The sequence below is a fragment of the Thermocoleostomius sinensis A174 genome (assembly GCF_026802175.1).
Taxonomy (GTDB): Bacteria; Cyanobacteriota; Cyanobacteriia; order Elainellales; family Elainellaceae; genus Thermocoleostomius; species Thermocoleostomius sinensis.
In genome coordinates this window covers 3,399,667-3,418,117 of sequence record NZ_CP113797.1, presented here as the reverse complement: position 1 = coordinate 3,418,117, position 18,451 = coordinate 3,399,667, and the positions used below count along the sequence as shown (strand labels likewise).

Annotated in this window: 11 protein-coding genes; 4 read left to right on the top strand and 7 right to left on the bottom strand. The window is 48.8% G+C overall.

All coding sequences use genetic code 11. The features are described 5' to 3' along the window. Nucleotides 1-74: 74 nt before the first annotated feature. The gene (locus OXH18_RS14815; RefSeq protein WP_268607872.1) at nt 75-974 is read right to left on the bottom strand and encodes a YihY/virulence factor BrkB family protein; all 900 of its coding nucleotides are present in this window, start codon (nt 972-974) and stop codon (nt 75-77) included. 153 nt (nt 975-1,127) lie between these two features. Then, nucleotides 1,128-1,475 carry a hypothetical protein gene (locus OXH18_RS14810; protein ID WP_268607871.1) on the bottom strand — a complete coding sequence of 116 codons (348 nt, stop codon included), beginning with the start codon at nt 1,473-1,475 and terminating at the stop codon, nt 1,128-1,130. A 356-nt stretch (nt 1,476-1,831) separates the two neighbouring features. Here OXH18_RS14810 and tmk point away from each other — a divergent pair, with 356 nt between their 5' ends. Beyond that, a complete protein-coding gene (gene tmk, locus OXH18_RS14805; RefSeq protein WP_268607870.1) occupies nt 1,832-2,572 on the top strand; it encodes a dTMP kinase in 741 nt (246 codons plus the stop codon). Here tmk and OXH18_RS14800 read toward each other — a convergent pair. Next, nucleotides 2,562-3,296, bottom strand: a complete 735-nt coding sequence (locus OXH18_RS14800) for a hypothetical protein (RefSeq protein WP_268607868.1) — start codon at nt 3,294-3,296, stop codon at nt 2,562-2,564. The two genes, tmk and OXH18_RS14800, sit on opposite strands and share 11 nt — an antisense overlap. A gap of 186 nt (nt 3,297-3,482) precedes the next feature. Between OXH18_RS14800 and OXH18_RS14795 the strand changes: the two genes are divergently transcribed. The 3 genes from OXH18_RS14795 (at nt 3,483) to OXH18_RS14785 (ending at nt 7,652) form a co-directional block, all read left to right on the top strand. After that, complete coding sequence (locus OXH18_RS14795) at nt 3,483-3,959, top strand: DUF4079 domain-containing protein (protein WP_268607867.1); 477 nt, start codon at nt 3,483-3,485, stop codon at nt 3,957-3,959. A gap of 344 nt (nt 3,960-4,303) precedes the next feature. Then, nucleotides 4,304-6,445 carry a hypothetical protein gene (locus OXH18_RS14790; RefSeq protein ID WP_268607866.1) on the top strand — a complete coding sequence of 714 codons (2,142 nt, stop codon included), beginning with the start codon at nt 4,304-4,306 and terminating at the stop codon, nt 6,443-6,445. Nucleotides 6,446-6,554: 109 nt separating this feature from the next. Continuing rightward, nucleotides 6,555-7,652, top strand: a complete 1,098-nt coding sequence (locus OXH18_RS14785) for an AI-2E family transporter (protein WP_268607865.1) — start codon at nt 6,555-6,557, stop codon at nt 7,650-7,652. A 38-nt stretch (nt 7,653-7,690) separates the two neighbouring features. On the opposite strand, the gene OXH18_RS14780 is transcribed toward OXH18_RS14785, so the two are convergent. The 4 genes from OXH18_RS14780 to OXH18_RS14765 form a co-directional block, all read right to left on the bottom strand. After that, a complete protein-coding gene (locus tag OXH18_RS14780) occupies nt 7,691-12,655 on the bottom strand; it encodes a translocation/assembly module TamB domain-containing protein (protein WP_268607864.1) in 4,965 nt (1,654 codons plus the stop codon). A gap of 233 nt (nt 12,656-12,888) precedes the next feature. Then, a complete protein-coding gene (locus OXH18_RS14775; RefSeq protein WP_268607863.1) occupies nt 12,889-15,894 on the bottom strand; it encodes a sensor histidine kinase in 3,006 nt (1,001 codons plus the stop codon). A 6-nt stretch (nt 15,895-15,900) separates the two neighbouring features. After that, entirely contained in the window at nt 15,901-16,494 is a 594-nt protein-coding gene (locus tag OXH18_RS14770; protein ID WP_268607862.1) for a chemotaxis protein CheC, read from the bottom strand. 263 nt (nt 16,495-16,757) lie between these two features. Then, nucleotides 16,758-18,383 (bottom strand): glycoside hydrolase family 3 N-terminal domain-containing protein, encoded by a 1,626-nt coding sequence (locus tag OXH18_RS14765; RefSeq protein ID WP_268607861.1) that lies wholly within the window; start codon nt 18,381-18,383, stop codon nt 16,758-16,760. Between the last annotated feature and the right edge of the window lie 68 nt (nt 18,384-18,451).

Below are 18,451 nucleotides of genomic sequence, written 5' to 3'. Positions count from 1 at the left end.
TTGCCTCTCCTAACTCCCGAAAACGATTGCGATCGATCGTTGAGTAATTGTTCGTTGGGTAATTGTTGAAAAAATCAACGCTTCATTTTGATTGGGTTGGGTTGGGTCGATCGCTGCATTGCATTTCCTACAGTCACATTTAATTGTCCACCAATCAACAACACCAGCGAACTCATATAAAGCCAAAGCAGCAGCACAATCACAGCTCCCACGGCTCCATACACTTGGTTGTAATTGCCAAAATGCTGTACATAGAGCCGAAACAAGTTAGACAGAATGGCCCAGAAAATTGCTGCTAGGACGGCTCCTGGCATAATTGGTTGTCCCTTGTTCCAACGGCTTGGGCCAAAGCGATAGATAAAGGCAAATAGCGTAGACATGATGCCCAGAACCAAGGGCAACGTCAGCAGTTGCCAAAGCCGCAAGAGTTCTCGTTCAAACGTACCACTGTTTTGAGCAATGTTGCGAACAACGATATCACTGACAAACACTAACCCTACCGCGGCAATCAGCAAAAGCACAGCACCGATCGTCAATCCTAGTGCTACCAATCTAGCTTGCCAAAAGGGGCGTACTTTCCCAGTCGGTGTTTGGTGAATCTGGTCCAGTGCCACCATTGCCGCACCCAGTGCTCCTGACGAAGCCCATAGCGCCAGGGCAAAACTAAGGGAAAATAAGCCTCTATTTTGTCCAGTGCTGATGGCTTCAGCAAAATTTTGCACCAATCCAAACACTTCTTCCGGGGCAACTTCGCTCAGTTGTGCTGCCAAGCTTTGAAACGTGGTGTTTAGCGGGGCGAACAAGCCAATCGCGGTTAAAACCGTTAAAATAGCCGGAAACAAAGACAACATGGCATTGTAAGCCATTTCTGCCGCCAGCCCCGGAAGACGCTGCCGGGTTGCATCGACGATCGTTTTGCGAATAGTCTTGACATTAAGATGTTGGAAGAACCGAAAGAAGCGACTGGAAAACATGCAAGTAGATGAGGGCTGATGGCTCGATAGTCATAGTTATTTCTCCCATTATTTTCCTTATTCTTACGACTGAGTTGTGTCGAATTAAGCGTTGCCGAAATAATTTTGCGATGCTAGAGCACGCTGGATGAAGGCTTTGGGGAAGAGCGTCCCTTAAGTAGCCACCCCTTCAATTAAACGCCACTGTCGGTTTTCGGTCATAACTTGATTGACCAAGTTGAAGACTTGGCGGCAGTGATTGTTAGCTTGTAGTGGCAATTCTTCATTCTTGACCACAAAACTCATCGTGACTTCCGTGTCGCGGGTTATTGCCTGTTCAATTAACACCTCTACCGTGACTAACTGGGCGTAAGAAACATGACCCGGAATCTCGCGAGCCATCCAGTAATCTTCGGATGTATAAATGACATCCAAACTACAGGACTGCAAACTGTCGATCAATAATTCTTGGAACCGATCGATCGGCACTACAACTTTAAATAAACTAGTGTAACGAGCCATAGGCATTCTCATTCACGAGTGATGGATGGAACCGTTTAGATTGAACCCAACTCAAACCGATAGCAACCGTCAAACCTACCAGAAAACACGAGGAACAAAGAGCAAGCAAGTTTCTTTATTACTGCTACGCGATCGAGTATCAGGACAGTTTAAGAACTCCTCCAAGAAGCCGTTCAAGAATCCAATGCAGACACCGAAATAGCGTACCAGTTTTGTAGTTCTTGCTACAACGGTGAATGGGATTCCTCCGCGGCTGGATCGCGAGCTTCAAACAACAGCGGCAAAGGGTGCTATCGTCTATAGAGCTTATCTTTGTAGATTGTCTCCGCGTAAAGACTTAGCTTTGAGTGAAGCATATGTCCGGTCAATTTGCCGTATCAGATCCATCTGGAATACCCGGTCGGTTTGTCGTTTTTGAAGGGGTAGAAGGGTGTGGCAAAACCACTCAACTTGCCCGGCTTCAGGATTGGCTTCAAACCAACGGCTTCATTGAAGCAGGGCAGAAGCAGGGAATTCTCTCTTCACTGGTCGTGACCCGTGAACCAGGCGGAACGATATTGGGGCAGGAAATTCGGCGGTTGTTGCTGCATCATGCCGTTGACGATGAACCAATGCAATTTCGCACTGAGTTGTTGCTTTATGCAGCCGATCGAGCGCAACACGTTGAAGGGTTTTTGAAACCTCATTTAAATCAAGGAGCACTCATCCTTTGCGATCGCTATACCGACTCGACCATTGCCTATCAAGGTTATGGTCGAGGACTCGATCGAGCAGTGATTGACCAATTGAATCACCTTGCAACCCAGGGTTTGACCAGTGACCTGACTCTGTGGCTGGATGTAGATGTGGAAATTGGGCTGGCACGAGCACAACGACGGGGAAGGAGCGATCGGATGGAACAGGCACAACTCGCATTTCATCGTCGCGTTCAACAAGGTTTTGTAGAGCTAGCCCAGCAGTACCCCGATCGCATTGTGCGCATTGATGCTAGTTGCGATGAGCAAAGCGTCGCTCAACAAATTCAGGCTGTTTTGCAACAGCGACTAATCGAGTGGTATGGCAGTACTTCTGTTGGTGCGCTGCCTCCTAATGCCTAGCCCAGCGCCAGTTATAGCGATTCCACTCATACACGCCTTGAATTTCATACTCCATGCCGTTGTCAAATCGAATGATGCAGTTTGTTTGGCGACTATATCCAGTGCCAGGGGAGCCGCTTCCATCAGACACTTCTACGACTTGAACAATGGTGCAGGGAAACCATTCTCGCTGGCATGGGCCGTTCTCTTGCACCCATTCCCATAGACCGTTGGAAATTTCAATGCGATCGCCCACTTTCAGCAGCATTGTGGTTTCATCAGCATAGGCGGCAATATCTTCAGGTTGGATCTGCTCTAGCCACACCAGCCCATATTGCTGTCGAACAAATTCAAGCACACTTGAGGAGCGCTCATAGAGCCAATCGTTGAGCAGTTGTGCCTTCCAAGATCGATTTTGGCGCTTCTGCTCCTGAATAAATTGCAGTAGAACTTGACGTTGGTCTGGAGTGAGGGCATCTAGCGGATTGACACGATTGTTGCCAGATGTATTCAGCGCACGGGTTACATTCGCCGACTCGAATGCCGTAGAGGCGGTTGCTGTGGTTGAGCGGTTGGAACTCGAGTCTCCTGATGCCGAAGAATCACTTGCCAAGGGGCCGGCGGTCAACCGACTAATGAGTATCCGAAAAATAATTTCTCGTTGCTGAGTATCCAACGATCGTCCCGCTGCATCACAGGCAGCAAAGGCGGCTTGTAGCAATGCTTCTACTTCTGCTGGCGTCATAAGCAAATTCGGACGTTGGGGCTACCGTGCTCTCGTGGCTGCCTTGTCTTGTTCGGAAGCAGCCTTGGTCAGCTATTAGGGCAATTTTATATTTTCTTAATACTTTTTCTCCAAGATAATTTCTAGCGTCAGAATAGCCGCTATGCTAATTTTTATGAAGTCTTGAGTCTATTATTGCCAAAAACTATGAATTTGGAAATTCCGGAGTCCGTCAAGGTTTGGAGTCAGTTTGCCCATCCGGTCCTGATGTGGGTGCTGTTAGGAGCAACTCTGTATGCCCTTTACCTGGGAATACAAATTCGTCGGACGCGAACTGCCGAGGGCGATGTCAAAAAAGAATTGATCAAGGGACGGTATAACGTTAAACATCACCAGGTTGGCTCGTTGCTTTTGGCACTCATGGTGTTGGGAAGCATTGGCGCGATGGCTGTCACCTATATCAATAGCGGTAAGCTATTTGTCAATCCGCATTTGCTAGTTGGGTTAGGAATGACTGGGTTAATTGCCACTTCCGCGTCTCTGACGCCCTTTCTGCAGAAAGGGCACGATTGGGCTAGATATACCCACATTGGGCTGAATCTAGTTTTGGTTGTTTTGTTTGGTTGGCAAGCAGTAACCGGAATGCAAATTGTGCAACGAATTATTGAGCGCATGGCTGGATAACGAATAAAGACTCACCATTTAGTTTGGAATCGATGTCGTAGGAGTAGCCTCATAGGGCTGCTCCTTTATTAGTTTTGTCTGTATTACGTGATGGAAAATACTTTTACGGTTGCAGGGCAGGGAGAGGAATCAACGCTGATTAACTGATTAACTGACAAACCACGATTCCCCTCACCCTGTAGGGAATCAACGTGAAATTCAACTTAACATGCTCTGTTTAGCTTGAGATCAATCATTAAGTTTGATAAGGTAAGACGCGGTTTTATACGCCGAATCATAGGAAATGCATGCGACAACTTGTTGAACCGTTGAACTACTAAATTGAATAGATTGAAAATGCCACAATGAAGGTTACAATTTTTGCCTCTAATTCTCAAACAACTTGGCGTTTTTATACTAAATTGATTGCCATCCTTGTTTTGCTAACAATGGTGATGACGATTCCCTATCTTCGGAGCCAGCGCGTATTTCTAGGCGGGGATATTAATGATGGATTTTATCAACTAACGCTACGAGTCATAGAATCATTTCGGCAATCACCGATCGCAGCACTGCAATTAATTTATCAATCGTTCAATCAAAACTACAATAAGTTGTTCAGTTTGCCATTGATTCCGTTCTTTCTGTTGTTTGGTAATTCATACTTAGTGTATGTAATTGCTTTAGCGATCGTTTATTTGCTGACATTTGCGTTAGTTATGGGGGCCATTGCTACCCAACTCATTCCAATCCATTCCAAGGCTGTATTCACATCAGCTGCCTTGATCACGGTGTTGTTGACGCCGAACTGGGTAACGATTTTTCAAGGCTATCCCGACATTAGCGGTACGCTAGTTATATCAATGGCTATATGGGTTGCACTCCGAGGCGTTGGGACACAGTTTGAGTCGCTATTAGTTCAGCGGTGGCAAGTCCCAGTTTTAGGAGGATTGCTGGCTACGGCAATATTGTTGCGTCGGCATTTTGCCTATGCGGTGGTGGCGCTGTTGGTGGCGCTGTTGGTGCACACGGCGATTGGGTTTGGGCTGGCGGTACGTCAATCTCCTCAGCAAGCATGGCATCACCTGTGGCAGTTTGGGCTACGGCTGGTGTTAGTGCTGGCTACGTCGGTGAGTATCGTTGTGCTGTTGGCAACCGAGTTTGCCCAGCGGGTTGTCACCTCGGATTATGTAGCGCTGTATGAATCTTGGAGCCGATCGTTTGCAGAAGCGTTGACGTTTTATGTGAGGCTATATGGCTGGGGCGTTTGGTTATTGGTAGGGTTAGGACTTTTGGCTGGACTGTTAACGCGAATTCTGGCTGTTCCCATCGTGCTGTTTATCCTAACCTTTGGGGGGGTGTCGCTGACTGTTTGGCTTGTGAAATTGCGCTATACCGAAACCTATTATGCCATTCATTTTGTTCCGTTGATTGTGCTAGGAATAACGGCGCTACTTTGGAGCATTATTTTAACGATTTACAATCGAAAAAGAATCATTTTACTAACTTGTATCAGTCTGTATTTACTCAGTAATATTCTGATGGGGCTGACTCCGATTGGGAAAGCTCAATTTAGGTTGCGATCGGCCTTTGCCGCTAGCTACTCACCTATTGTGCGCACAAACTATGGCGCTGTTATTCAAGTGGTTGACTTTCTGCGTCAAATCGCCCCTAATCAAGAGCCAATTTTTGTGGTGTATTCAGGTCATTTGCCAGCGTATTTAGTATCAGCCGCCGAAAGAACCGTATATGGTACTCAAGGCAAACTATTAAATTTGAGAAGCGCCGCATTGACCGATTCAAACGGATTTTATCCAATTCAAGAGTTATTGGAAGCAGAATTTGTAGTTGTCACTGATCCGTTTTTAGCGTGGCATGAAGGTAAACAGGACGCTATTCAAACCGCATTCGCTGCATTTACGGAGCCGTGGGAAATTGCCGAAGATTTTCAGTTGTTGCCGCAGGCTTTTGATCTGCAAACGGGGGCAATCACTCGCATTTATCAGCGTCTTCATCCAACATCGATCGATCGGGCCATTCGTACTTTGCACACGATGCAATCTCGTGTTAATAAGCCTTTAGGGGCGCAATTGGACTGGGTGGTGCTCACTCCGCGATCGGGAACGAGGGTTCAGCACCAGGGTCAGCGTCAGTATACCGTGAAACTGCCGGCCCTTACCTCCTCCTCAGCCGAGCAAACAACGCTAGTGTATGTGGGAGATCTGCCGGATCAAGCCCTGGTGCGTGGGCGAGTTGTGATGCCCCAATCCTATCAGGATGCGGTTGTAAGCGTTACGCCGCTTGATGAACAAGGGCGTCCGACCCAACCTGCCCGATCGATTGATTTTATTCAAACGGCTCCATTGACGATTGAGTTTAATGGCATCGGTGCAGCGTATTTACAGCTAGGGGTGCAACGCCTAACCGAGGGGCAGGACGATCGCTGTACTCTCAAAATCAAATCGCTAACGGTTACGGAATCAAAGCCTGAAGCTGAGTTGAGGTGATCAAAACAAATTGAAAGCCATCGTTTGATAGATGTCGTTAACTCTGACTGATCGCTACAGTGAGCAAGCGGTATGATATTTGAGTGTTGGCAGGCGATCACGTTTAGCTGTGAAACTGATTGATTGGTTGATTCTGCTTGGAATTGTGGTGATACTGCTAGCACTATGGCAGTTTCGCGAAATTCTGTTGCTCATCTTTTTGGCGATCGTGCTGGCGTTGGCACTCAATAGTTTAGTGCGGCAAATCATGCACTGGTTTAAGCTACCCCGGTCTGGAGCGGTTATACTAGCGTTTCTGACGGTCCTCGTTGTCATTGGTTTGTTTATTGGTTTAGTGGTGCCACCGTTTGTGGAGCAGTTTGGACAACTGATTATTTTGATTCCTCGAGGCTTTGATAATTTGGTGCTTTGGACAAATGAATGGATTGAGCAGCCTCCCCATTGGTTTCCAGACCTTGATCCGTCCTTATTACCTCGCTTTCCTGATCTTTTGGAACAGGGCTTATCACTGGCTCGTAAAATCTTTGGTAACTTCTTCGATTTCTTCTCTGGGTCGTTAACAATTGCCCTCCAGTTTGGGTTAGTTTTAGCATTAACCCTGATGATTCTGGCTGATCCGCTTGCCTATCGCCAGTTGTTGCTGCGGTTGTTTCCGTTTTTTTACCGATCGCGAGCAGATGAAATCCTACAAGAATGCGAAACCACATTACTGAGTTGGATGCGCGGCGTATCCATTAGCTCATTCTTTGTTGCGGCCCTAAGTGGAATTGGCTTGACAATCTTAGGCGTTCCCTTTGTGTTTGCCCATGCGTTACTAGCAGGAGTCTTTAATTTAATTCCAAACGTTGGCCCCACATTGAGCGTTATTTTTCCTGTTTCGGTAGCTCTATTAGATTCGGTGTGGAAAGCGATCGCAGTTGTTATTTTGTATGTTGTGATTCAAACGCTAGAAAGCTATTGGATTAGCCCCCTCATCATGAAACAACAAGTGTCGCTGCTGCCAGCCGCTACATTGGTTGCTCAAATTTTTTTCGCCACCTTTTTAGGACCTTTAGGACTCATCTTGGCTCTGCCATTAGCCGTTGTGGCTAAGACTTGGATTGAAGAACTGCTGTTGAAAGATGTGCTCGATCGACTGCAAACAACTTTCATCGATTCACCCTCAGAGTCATCGGTTGAACTACATCATGATCCGACCAATGTTTAGATTCGTTATCCTGCACGCTTTGTCCTTGCTCCTTGCTCTTAAAATCTTGTCTCAAACTCCAACACCGCTTGGCTATTGCCTTCGGTATCAGTAGAGCCACGCAGCGTAAATTCATCCGTCAGGCGATATCGCAGTCCAAACCGAGTAGGGGCTTCCACGGTTAAAATTTGCAAGACAGAAACCGACAGATCGTTGGTAATATCGAAGCCTAGTTCGGCGGCGAGGGCTAGGGTTGAAGTGCGATTGTTATCTGAAAGAACATTGGTGGGAAATAGGCGAAAATCCGTGAGTCCAGTGGCATTGCTGATCAGGTTTTGTAAGTTGGTCAAGAGGGTAGAACCAGCCAAGTTAGCGATTGCTAGTGCTCCGCTTTCTTGTCCCAAGGTATTGATGAAATTACCACCCAACAGCGCCACGATTTCAGACTCGCTGCGGCGAGGGCTGCTGCTTAGCTCCAAGTTATTGTAAATTTGGCTGGCTGGGCCAACGACACTAGCTTCCACGCGAATTGTTTGCAACGCACCATACTCAAAGCTAGGAGTTTCAGCAATTTCTGAGGTGGTAAAGGGGGAGGTGCTGGCGATCGGCGCACGGGTTACTTCAGGAACCGAGGCCACCAAATACACATTCAAGATAGGATCAAGTCCGCGATTAGGAGTAAATACGGCTGTGTTCTCATAGTCGCGATCGAGATTAAAGATTGTTGTAAACAGATTCACCTGACCGCTGCGCAGCCGGACAGTGCCTTCGGGTTGCAGATCATCTTGAGTGCCATTAATCAACAACTCACCTCCCACTAAGAAGTTCAACAACGGTTGTTGTACCACGCGCAGGCGATCGCCCAGGACCAACTGCAAATCTTCAAACTCAAGCGGACTGAAGCCTCCTGGCGTTGGAGCGTCAGGCTGAGTTACAAGCGCCGCTTCTGCTGTTGCTTGATTGTCGCCTCCCGGGATAAACAGCCGTCCGTCTCGAAGCCTGATGTTGCCTGTAATTACCGGAGCCAAGGCAGTGCGTTGTAGAATAACTTGACCATCTACGCGACCGTCATAGAGATCGTCTAATTCTAGTCCTAAATTATTCAAGCTGATAGTTAATGGCATTTCTTCATTGGGATCATTAAGATTAAGGGGTTGTAGAATCGGAAAGGTTCCTTGAGCGGTAATTTGCCCATTGCTAAATTGTCCTTCTAGGGTTTGAACCTGGATGCGATCGCCATTGAACAAAATATCACCAGTAATGTTCGTAATATTTTCAGGTAACGCACTAGCTGAAAAGATTGCGTTTTCAAACCTAGCATTACCTGTCGTGGTTAGCCCTGCAAAGGCCAACCCCTGACTAGTTGGATCTAGTGTGCCGCGGGCTTGTAGTTGCACCAGCCCTTCGCCGCCGCGCCAAGCTACTTGATCGGTGAATAAACTGATCAATGCTAAGCCGTTGTTGCGAATATTCAGATCCAAACTAAATGTATCGCTTTGTGGCGCAACGGTCATGAACGGAAACTGGTAGGGAATGCTGGCGGTAAACTGAAAGTCATCCGCTTCATCACCCACCACCCGGCTCTCTACTTCCAGCCGCGCATTGCTATAACCAAACAACGATCGCACGGGAGGAGCCGTGACTTGATTCAAGGTGACGTCTACCAGCAAAATCTCACCAATGACTTGTGGGTTAGCAACGCTGCCCGTCACAAACGCATTAGCATTGAGGATACCGCCCTGCACATCCAGCGGTAATCTAGCTAATTCCTGGATTGCCTCTACCGGAACATTTTCAGCGATTAACTGTCCCGATTGCTGATCGCCACCCACCTGTCCAGTGAATCGCAAGAACGAATCGTCAGACTGAAGTAACAGCGGTCGCAGGGTGAGAATCCCATTTTCAAAACCACCCTGTGCCACCACTTGATTCACCTGATAGTCTCCCCAAACCCAATCTTGCCCGGCTAACTCAAAGCTGACATCCGGTCCAGCTTGAGCCGAATACTCGATATTAATATCGCCTCTAAATTCGCCCTGAAGTGTAGCCAGATTTGGCAAAATCTCTGCCTCTGCGCGGGCTGCAACTTGTTGATTGTGCAGTGCCACAATCTCGGAATAGCGCCGCAGTTGGTTGAGTACGGTGGCATTAGGCATTCCGATGGGAAGGGGCTGGACATCGGCCGCCGCATCGTAAACAGGACGCTCTACGCCGCGACCCAAATCAGCGAGTTCAAACCATTGCAGCGCTGCAAAAATGTCTTCCACCCGCCCTGGTGCAGCGGTGATTTTTCCCTGAAACTGAGTAATTGCTTGGGGGTTATAGATTCCGGCTAATTGGTAACGACTGCCGCCTCGCCGCAGTTCGCCCTCATCAAGAACAGCCACCCCATCAAAATAACGGAAGCGGGCCGTCAAGGTATCGGCTGTGATGTAATCAATCGATGGGTTGGCAATCGCGACCTCTCCTGTAACAATCGGTCGCGACAGATCGGCAATGTTCACATCAAACCGCCCATTGGCAATACCCCCCACGGCTCCTAAACCCAAATCCGCCGCCGGGGTCAAGTTTAAGATTTCCAGCGGAAAATTTTGCAGCGTTGCCAACAGTCGATCGCCCTCCGTGCGACCTTCAGCAATGGTTTCGTTTTGCTGCACAAAGAAAGACACAGGTCGATTGCGATCGTCTAACACGACGGCAATGCGGTCTTGTGTCCCTGCTACATCTAGATTGAGTCCTTGGGCCGTGCGATAAGTGACCGTACCAGCCAAACGCGGCTCAAATGCCAATTGATTGACTGCTAGATTGTTTAGCCCTAAACTGCCAGCTACGTTCAGCGCATCCAGCGTTCCCGTAATTTGCCCATCCAAATCGGCGGTGCCCGCTAGCTGAACCGTGGGCGGAATCTCGACGGGCAGATCTGTCAAAGCATAGTCTTGCAGCCGCACATTTACATTCAAATCGGCAATGCCTGGCGCATCGGCAAACTGTATACCGACAAAACCGCTGGCATCAAACCCAGGGGCGGTGGCTTGCACAATTTGCAGTCGATCGCCCAGCCAACGCACCGAAGCTGTCAGCGGCTCGGTGATCACCGCTAACCCTTCTGAAAACGCCACATCGCCTTCTGCCCGAATGGCTTCGGGACTAAGATCGTCTAACCGGCCCGATAGCCGAAAATCACCGCTCAACAGTCCACGCAACTCTGGGCTGAACTGGCTGAGCGCAATCCCTGTTCCCTGGACATCCGCTTGCCATTGCCCTTGCTGAATAATCCCCTCGCCGCGAACCAACCCACCCGCCACCAACAGCAACGTGTCTTGAAAGCGAATCGTGTCGCCGCCGATCGCAATTTGCCCCCGCCCTGGATAGGTCGCTTGGGGAGCTTGCCACTGAACAACGGTTTGAATTGCATTTGGAGCATCCAGCGAGCCGAAAACTTGCGCTGTCGCGTCAACATTGCCAAGCACTAAGTTAGGTTGAGCGGCTCCGTAGGCACTGGCCAATGCATCCCCCGGTAAATTTTCGGCCACCAGATCAAAAACCAGCCCGCCCGCTTCGCCGAACCGCACCTCGCCTGTGCCTGTAATGATGCCACCCGCTTGAGGCAGTGCTTCCAGCCGGTTGATGGTAAATGCATCAGGCGTGATTGTGAATCGCGTTGAAGTTGCATCAAACGCGACTCGATCGACCTGTACCCTGCTGGTATTTTCAGCCGTTCCGGTGAGGATAGGTTCCTCAATTTCGCCCGTAACTTGCAACTCGCCTCGAAATTCGCCAGTTAGCTCGATCGGAATACTATTTTCCTCAACTTCAAAGGTATTGAGCAGATTGGCAACTGTGACATTGGGAGCACGCACCGTTAGATCATAGCCTTCCAATAAATGGAGACTACCGCTGACAATGGCAGGAATATCACCGTAGCGACCGCGTAAATTTTGAAAAATAATCTGTTGATCGCGAAAATTCAGGACGCCATTCGTTTGGGTGAAGGGTTGCGGCAGGGCTTCCAGTTGTCCGGTGGCATCTTGAAACCGCACCATGCCATTGAGAAATAGCTGCGACAGAAAGGGATCGGGGTCGTCCTCAGACGCTGAAGCTTCGTCGGAGCCATCTTGTGTAGAGACCGGAAATTGCACATTTAAATCTGTATCAATTCGTCCGGCTTGCGGAGTAATGGGTAGGGGAATGAGCAGCCCAATATCCTCCGCCTGAATGTCATTGCTGTCAATATCCAAAGACACCTGATTGTTACGCAGATCAACCGTGCCTGCAATTTGTAGATCGCCGCCTGTCTGGGGATTGCCCGTAATATCCAGCCCAATCAATTGGTTATCTTCACGGAAAGTCACGGCTCCATTCACCTGATTCACAACCAAAATTGGCGTAATCGGCGTATCGGAAGCGGTGGTGCGTTCCTCTGCGTCGGTTTCCTCAGAATCTGGAGCAATCTCGATGCTGGAGGGAATTTCTAAGGTATCTGCGTCGTTGGCTGGTTCAACATAGGGTGCTAAACTCAGCCGCCCATCGCGTAGCTGCAACGTGTCTAACTCAATTTTGACGATCGGTTCGGATGGATCATCTTGCTCTTGGATGGTAGTGCTGACCCACAGTCCGTCCTCATCTTGCTCAATGTAAACATCGGGGCGATCGAGGGTGACATCCAGACTTAGGGTTCGATCCCAAAGAATTTCCAGCAAGTTGAAATTCACCTCAACCCGCGATACTGTCAAGCGATCGGGATCGGTCGCAGTTGGAGGAACCGACGATTCGCCAAACGTCATGCTGGTGAGCGAAACCCCCTCCAAATTACCCACTTCCACTGGGCGATCGAACAGGTCACTTAAATTGCGAGCAACCAGCGGTGCCAATTCATTGCGCACAAATTGCCAGGCCCACCACCCTCCTGCTGCTGCCCCTACTAATACCACACTACCCACGGCTGCACCAGCTCGAAGCAACGTTTGTCGTCGAGATTGCGAACGGTGCTCGGGGTCAGGTCCCGAGTTTCGAGGATTCGTCATGCTTCCCCACCACCTCACCAATGAACGGCTCTAGTTTCCAGCAGGTTAAGCCAGGCTGAAAGGCTGCGCGTTCGAAAACTCACCCCTACCAGAATACACCCCATTAGTTTCAATGAAGTGTTCTGGTCAACTGCTTTTTGAGCGGGGTTCGAGATCTCGATCCTGATTGACTGACCCAAGGTTTCCGCCCTCACCCTAAATTTCTTTCCCAGAGCAGGATTCGCTATCTGTGGTCAAGGTTGTCCTGACTCACCAACGAGGGCTAGTTCCAACACAAAGCGCGTGTAATTCTGTTCGCTTTCTGCCCAAATTCTGCCTCCTAGATATTCCACCATTCGTTTGACCAATGCTAACCCCAGTCCAGTGCCTCCTGTCTGTCGCGCGTCAATACCGGGCACGCGGTAGAATTTGTCGAACACCCGATCGAGATCTGCCCGTGGAATCTCGATTCCTGTGTTAGTGATGCTGATGCGGAACTGTGGCAGAGTCGGCGTAACAAACGCTAGTTTGGCGGTAGGGCGAGACGGGTCAGTCAAATTGGCAGACAGACTGGTAGAGAAATGACCAGGCATCCCATTCTCGTGATTCCATTGGTTCGGTAACTGGGCCCGGCAGCCCCGCTTGTCTTGGTGTTGGCCGGGGAAACGTTCTGCTTCAACTTGCGCGGCGATCGTAATTGTTTCTCCAGCTGGAGTGTATTTGTAAGCATTATTCAACAATTCAGTTAGAATTCGTTCCAAGATGGTTAAATCGGTGACTAACGTTGGTAAATCATCCGGTAAATTGAACTGGAGATGTTGTTGCTGCAATTGCATTCTTCGCTCAAACCCTTCGGCTACGTGCGGAATCCAGTTCTTGGGATTGACTGACGTGTAGACAAGCGGTTCTGTTCCTGCCTCCATGCGGGTTAAATCGAGTAAATTATCAATCAAGTTAACTTCTCGTTTACATTCGTCTTCCAAGATATGGAAATAGTGATGTGCTTGCTTCAAATCTTGTAGTCCATCCGATCGCTTGAATAATATTTCCAATGTTTGGAGTGTCATGCGAATACTAACAATCGGTGTACGCAATTCATGGGAAATGGTGTTTAAGAAATCATCCTTGAGGTGATTTAACTGCGCTAGTTCTTCCACTTTTTGTTCCGAACGTTTGTAAAGCTGAGCCTGCCGAATGGCAATCGCACACTGGTTAGCAACCTGTTGTACGAGCCGAATTTCTCGATCGCTGAAGCTGGAAGCCGAAACTCGAAAGAGCCACAAATCTCCGAGTACGCCTTGATCATCTACAATTGGGCACGCCAAGATGGCTGATAAATGGGGATAATCATGCAACGATTGGGAAATAGCTGGCGATCGCACAGCCAGTTGACAAAACACCACAGGTTGCCCCCGAAACAACTGGTCATAAATGTTAAACAACTCCTCAACCTGTAGCTGATGATTATACTCACTAGATCGAGGAATATTGGGGCTGCTGTATTGATGTTGAATACTAACGTTAGTAGCAATGCATCGGTTAGAATGAATGCCGGGCAGGTTGGGTGTTGTTGAATTTGATCCATAGAGGGTTGTATTGCAATAGTGAACCTCCAGGGCTTCGCCCAGTTCTCGTACGACCGACTGCAAAATTTGATTTTCATCTAGCGAATCTCGGACTTTGTCTGTAATGCGTTTTAGCGTTGCTTCCAGTGTCAGCGCTTGCTGTAGTTCTAGAGTGCGAGCATGAACCTGTCGTTCTAAGTTGATGTTGAGATGATGCACTTGCTGAAGCAATTCAGATTGATGGATCGCGACAGCTAGTTGATTCTCTAGACGTTGCAGCAATTCAATTTCTCTAGATTGCCAATGTCGTATATCTTGGCATTGATGCACAATCACCCATCCCCATAAGGTAGAAGTCAGATCTTGTTTTGAACGGCCATGGCTCGGCAAAATATCTCGACTGAGGAAGACTGGAATCGCCAATCTAGCTTTGACGCTAAAGCGTTGTAACAGATTGATGTAATTGGGATTCAGCCCTGATTGCTGAATGTCATCAATTGCTTGAATGACAGGATGGCGATACGGGTCTAGCCAAGCGAAATCATCGTCATTCGCTGCCATAAAGTCCGATCGGCGTGACCATTCCAACAGCGATGGAAAATCGGGATGGCACGCTTCAGCCACCACTCGCCCATGTCCCTCTGTAGAGTCGAGACGGTAAATTAAGACCCGATCGGCTCCCAAAAATGTGCGAATTTCTGACACCGTGGTTTGCAAAATGTCGCGCAGGTTTAGCGATTGACGAATGTGTAGGGCAATTTGATCAACTAAGCGATCCTTGTCATAGCGATGTTGTAATTCAATGGCAGCGTGCTGTTGCAGCGTGATATCGCTAATGGAAAAAACCAGATGGGTAATCTGATCATCCGGTTGGTTATGCCAAAGGGGAGCCGCATTAATCGATAAGAAACAGCGCGTGCCATCTGCCCATTCCCAGCAGCGTTGCAGATCAAACACCGCCTTGCCAGCCGCCATCACCTGCGCAACGGGTAGCGGTTCCTCGGACAGACGATTGCCTGCAAAATCTGTCACTTGCCACTGAGGGGGGCTATAAGCTTGCCCCGGTACACCAGATTTCAGCAACCGCAGAATGTCCTCGCCCCGCCGATTAGCGAACACGATTGCGCCCTCCGTCGTGGTCATGATGATCGCAGCCGCACTGTTATTCAAAATCGTATTCAATAAATCGCGATCGGTGCGCAACTGTTCTTCGATCGATTGGCGCTGTTTTACCTCCGTCCAAGCGCGGGCTTGAATTTGTTTGTAATTTTGAATTTGCTGAGTCAAATCGCTGACATCTTGAATGGACATTAACGCATCAAACCCAATACCACTGGCGGCTGGAATTGCTGTGACGATGGTATGCTGCACGCGCAACTGTCCGTTGGCACATTGACAAGGCATTAGATGAGGATGTAATTGTGCCGAGAAAATAATGGTGAAGCCACCATCAAAGGTTTCTTGGAACCGGCGCGTGTATTTGGGTTGGCTAAGATGAGGAAAATAGTGATCGAGCTTGCGACCTACAATTTGCGCTCTGGAGATGTGCGTCCAGTTTTCTAAACAAGCATTCCAAAACAACACTGTACCGTCTCGTCGAACTACACAGGCTCCTACTGGGATGTGATCTAGGAGATTCAATTGTTTTTGCAGAGCAATCACGGTCTGTCCTCTCGGAACAAATAGCTCATCCATAGGTGTTCACGCTAGATCTAATGCCAGTAACAGAGTGTTGAGCGATTGAACGGTCAACACCAGAATCAAGTTGCCTACCATTTGTAGGGGGGCGCAATTTAAGCACGTTTGAGCCAGCAGCACAGAAGTTTCGTCGTCTAGTTCGGCATTGAGTAAATCTCGAACGGTTGCTTCTAGATAAAATGGCAGGGTATAGCGTAGGGACTGGTGCAGAACTCGATTAATTTCACCAAGCACGCCATTGAGAATAATATTGCTGACTTCGGTCAGGGTGCCACGCTTCACAGCGTCTAAATCTGGCAGATCGGTTTCTTCGCCCATTAAAACAGCCACCAACTGTGCTGCATTGTCGATCGAAAAGATTAATAAGGCACTTCCGCCCAAAAGTCCGCTGAAAGATAAACGCATGGCTGAAACCACAATTTTGCCAATTCGATAATCTAATTCTTGATGGGTTTCTGCCAGCGAAAGCACTTGCACCGCTGGCACTTGCAATCCGATCGGAGTTCCCAGGATGTCATTTAAAACGCTAGCGGACTGACTCACACCAAGATTGACCAGTGCTTGTAATCCATCCAACTGGCTGCTGGTGATACTCATGTAAGACGATTGTTTAGACGTTGAAGTTTAAGTCGAAGTTGAATGAAGGCATCGGCAAACTCCACTCGAAGTCAGAAAAGTTACTGAATTTAGAGATGAAGCGACACCGGACTATCCGTTTATACGCTTAGAGTTCCACATTTGGACAAACAACTAACGCCGCATACAAATTGAAATCATCCCTAATGCTTGTATAGCAATTGCCTTGAGGAATTGCTATCAGATATTGAAAATCTACAGATACGGATAGAATTCTTTGAACTTTAATCCGTAAATCTACGATCGCTGGTTTGCTTGTCCGACGATGACATTGGAGAAATTGCGAATAAAGTCTCTAGGGCAATCGATTGTGCTAGCGGCATTTGACCATAGCTGAACACATAGGGAATGTTAGCTGGCAACAATGACACCAATGATTCCAAGACATAGGGACTACCATACATGACTAGTGCTTGCAGGCTATCACGTTGCACCAGCGTTTGCACCCAACTGTAGGCAAGCTGAATCAGTTCCGATGTTCCTCGAAAGGGTGTGCCGCGCACAAACAGTTGCAGTAAGGTAGGTTGCGTCAGTTGCTCCACCGGCAACATAGAGGGATGGAAAGAAGGAGTGTGGCAATCGACCAGTTGTAATTCATATCCGCAATGCTTCGGATAGGTGATGGCTGGAACCTGTTTAGCTAGAAAAGCGCTATTGAGGGCATCATCTACCAGAATCAGATTTCGACTCGGTCGGCTCGCCTCTGACATGCTAGCCTGCAAGGGATGGATTCGATCGAGTGGCTGATGTACCTGCAACGACTCTCGGACAATCGCCGTCGCCGTGGCGATCGCTTCGGCTTTAGGGGTCAATGATTCAATCAGCGGGTGAATGGCAGATGCTGCATTTTCTATAATCGGCGGCGAGCAGACAGCTTGTTTCGATCGCCAAATGCGTGCTAGGGAAGCATGAATTCGGGACAGAGGAATGCGCCCAGAGGTCACGGCCTGACAGATAGCTGCGATTGCAGCAGCAGGATCGACTGGCATCAGCACAATATCTGCTCCGGCTTCGACGGCTAGGATTGGAGCTTCGGTAGTGCCATAGCGGTTGGCGATCGCGCCCATCATCAACGCATCGGTGACAATCAACCCCTCAAAGCCGAGCATTTGCCGCAATTCTTCCGTCAAAATTGCAGAAGAGAACGTTGCCGGATAAGTATCATCTAGGGCAGGTAATTGCACATGAGCGGTAATGATGGCGTCTACCCCTGCTGCGATGGCTGCCTGAAACGGCACCCATTCTAGTTTGGCTAAGCGGGATCGGGAATGCGGCAAGATAGGCATTTCTAAATGCGAATCGATCGCTGTGTCACCGTGCCCCGGAAAGTGCTTAGCGGTGGTCAAGACCGGATAGGGCTGTGCTCCCCGAATAAATGCGGTAGTTAGCTGACTAACGGTGGCGGCTGTCTCGCCAAACGCCCGTACGTTAATTACCGGATTCGCCGGATTATTATTGACATCTACCACCGGGGCCAGTACCCAGTTAATCCCAATCGCCAGAGCTTCCTGGGCGATCGCGGCTCCCATGCGTTCAGCGTATTGACTAGCCCGATCGAAATTGACCGGAGCGATTGCATTCAGTGCCAATGGTGGCGGAAACCACGTTGCTCCAGCAAACCGTTGTCCCACGCCTTCTTCAATATCAGCCGCAATCAATAGCGGCACTGTGGCCCATGCTTGAAGCTGCTGGGTACGCCACTTCACCTCGACGGTGCTGCCTCCTAACAATATCACCCCACCCACCCCCAACTCCTGCACCCAGCGTTGCAAAACCTCGGCAGGCGGCTCCCAAATGGGATACTCAATCTGCTGATCAAACAAATGCCCAGAGGCGCGAACAACGACCATCTGAGCAACTTGTTGAGCTAGGGGAAGGGTTGACCAGTCAGGAAGCAAGGCCGTGTTTAGAGGTTGGG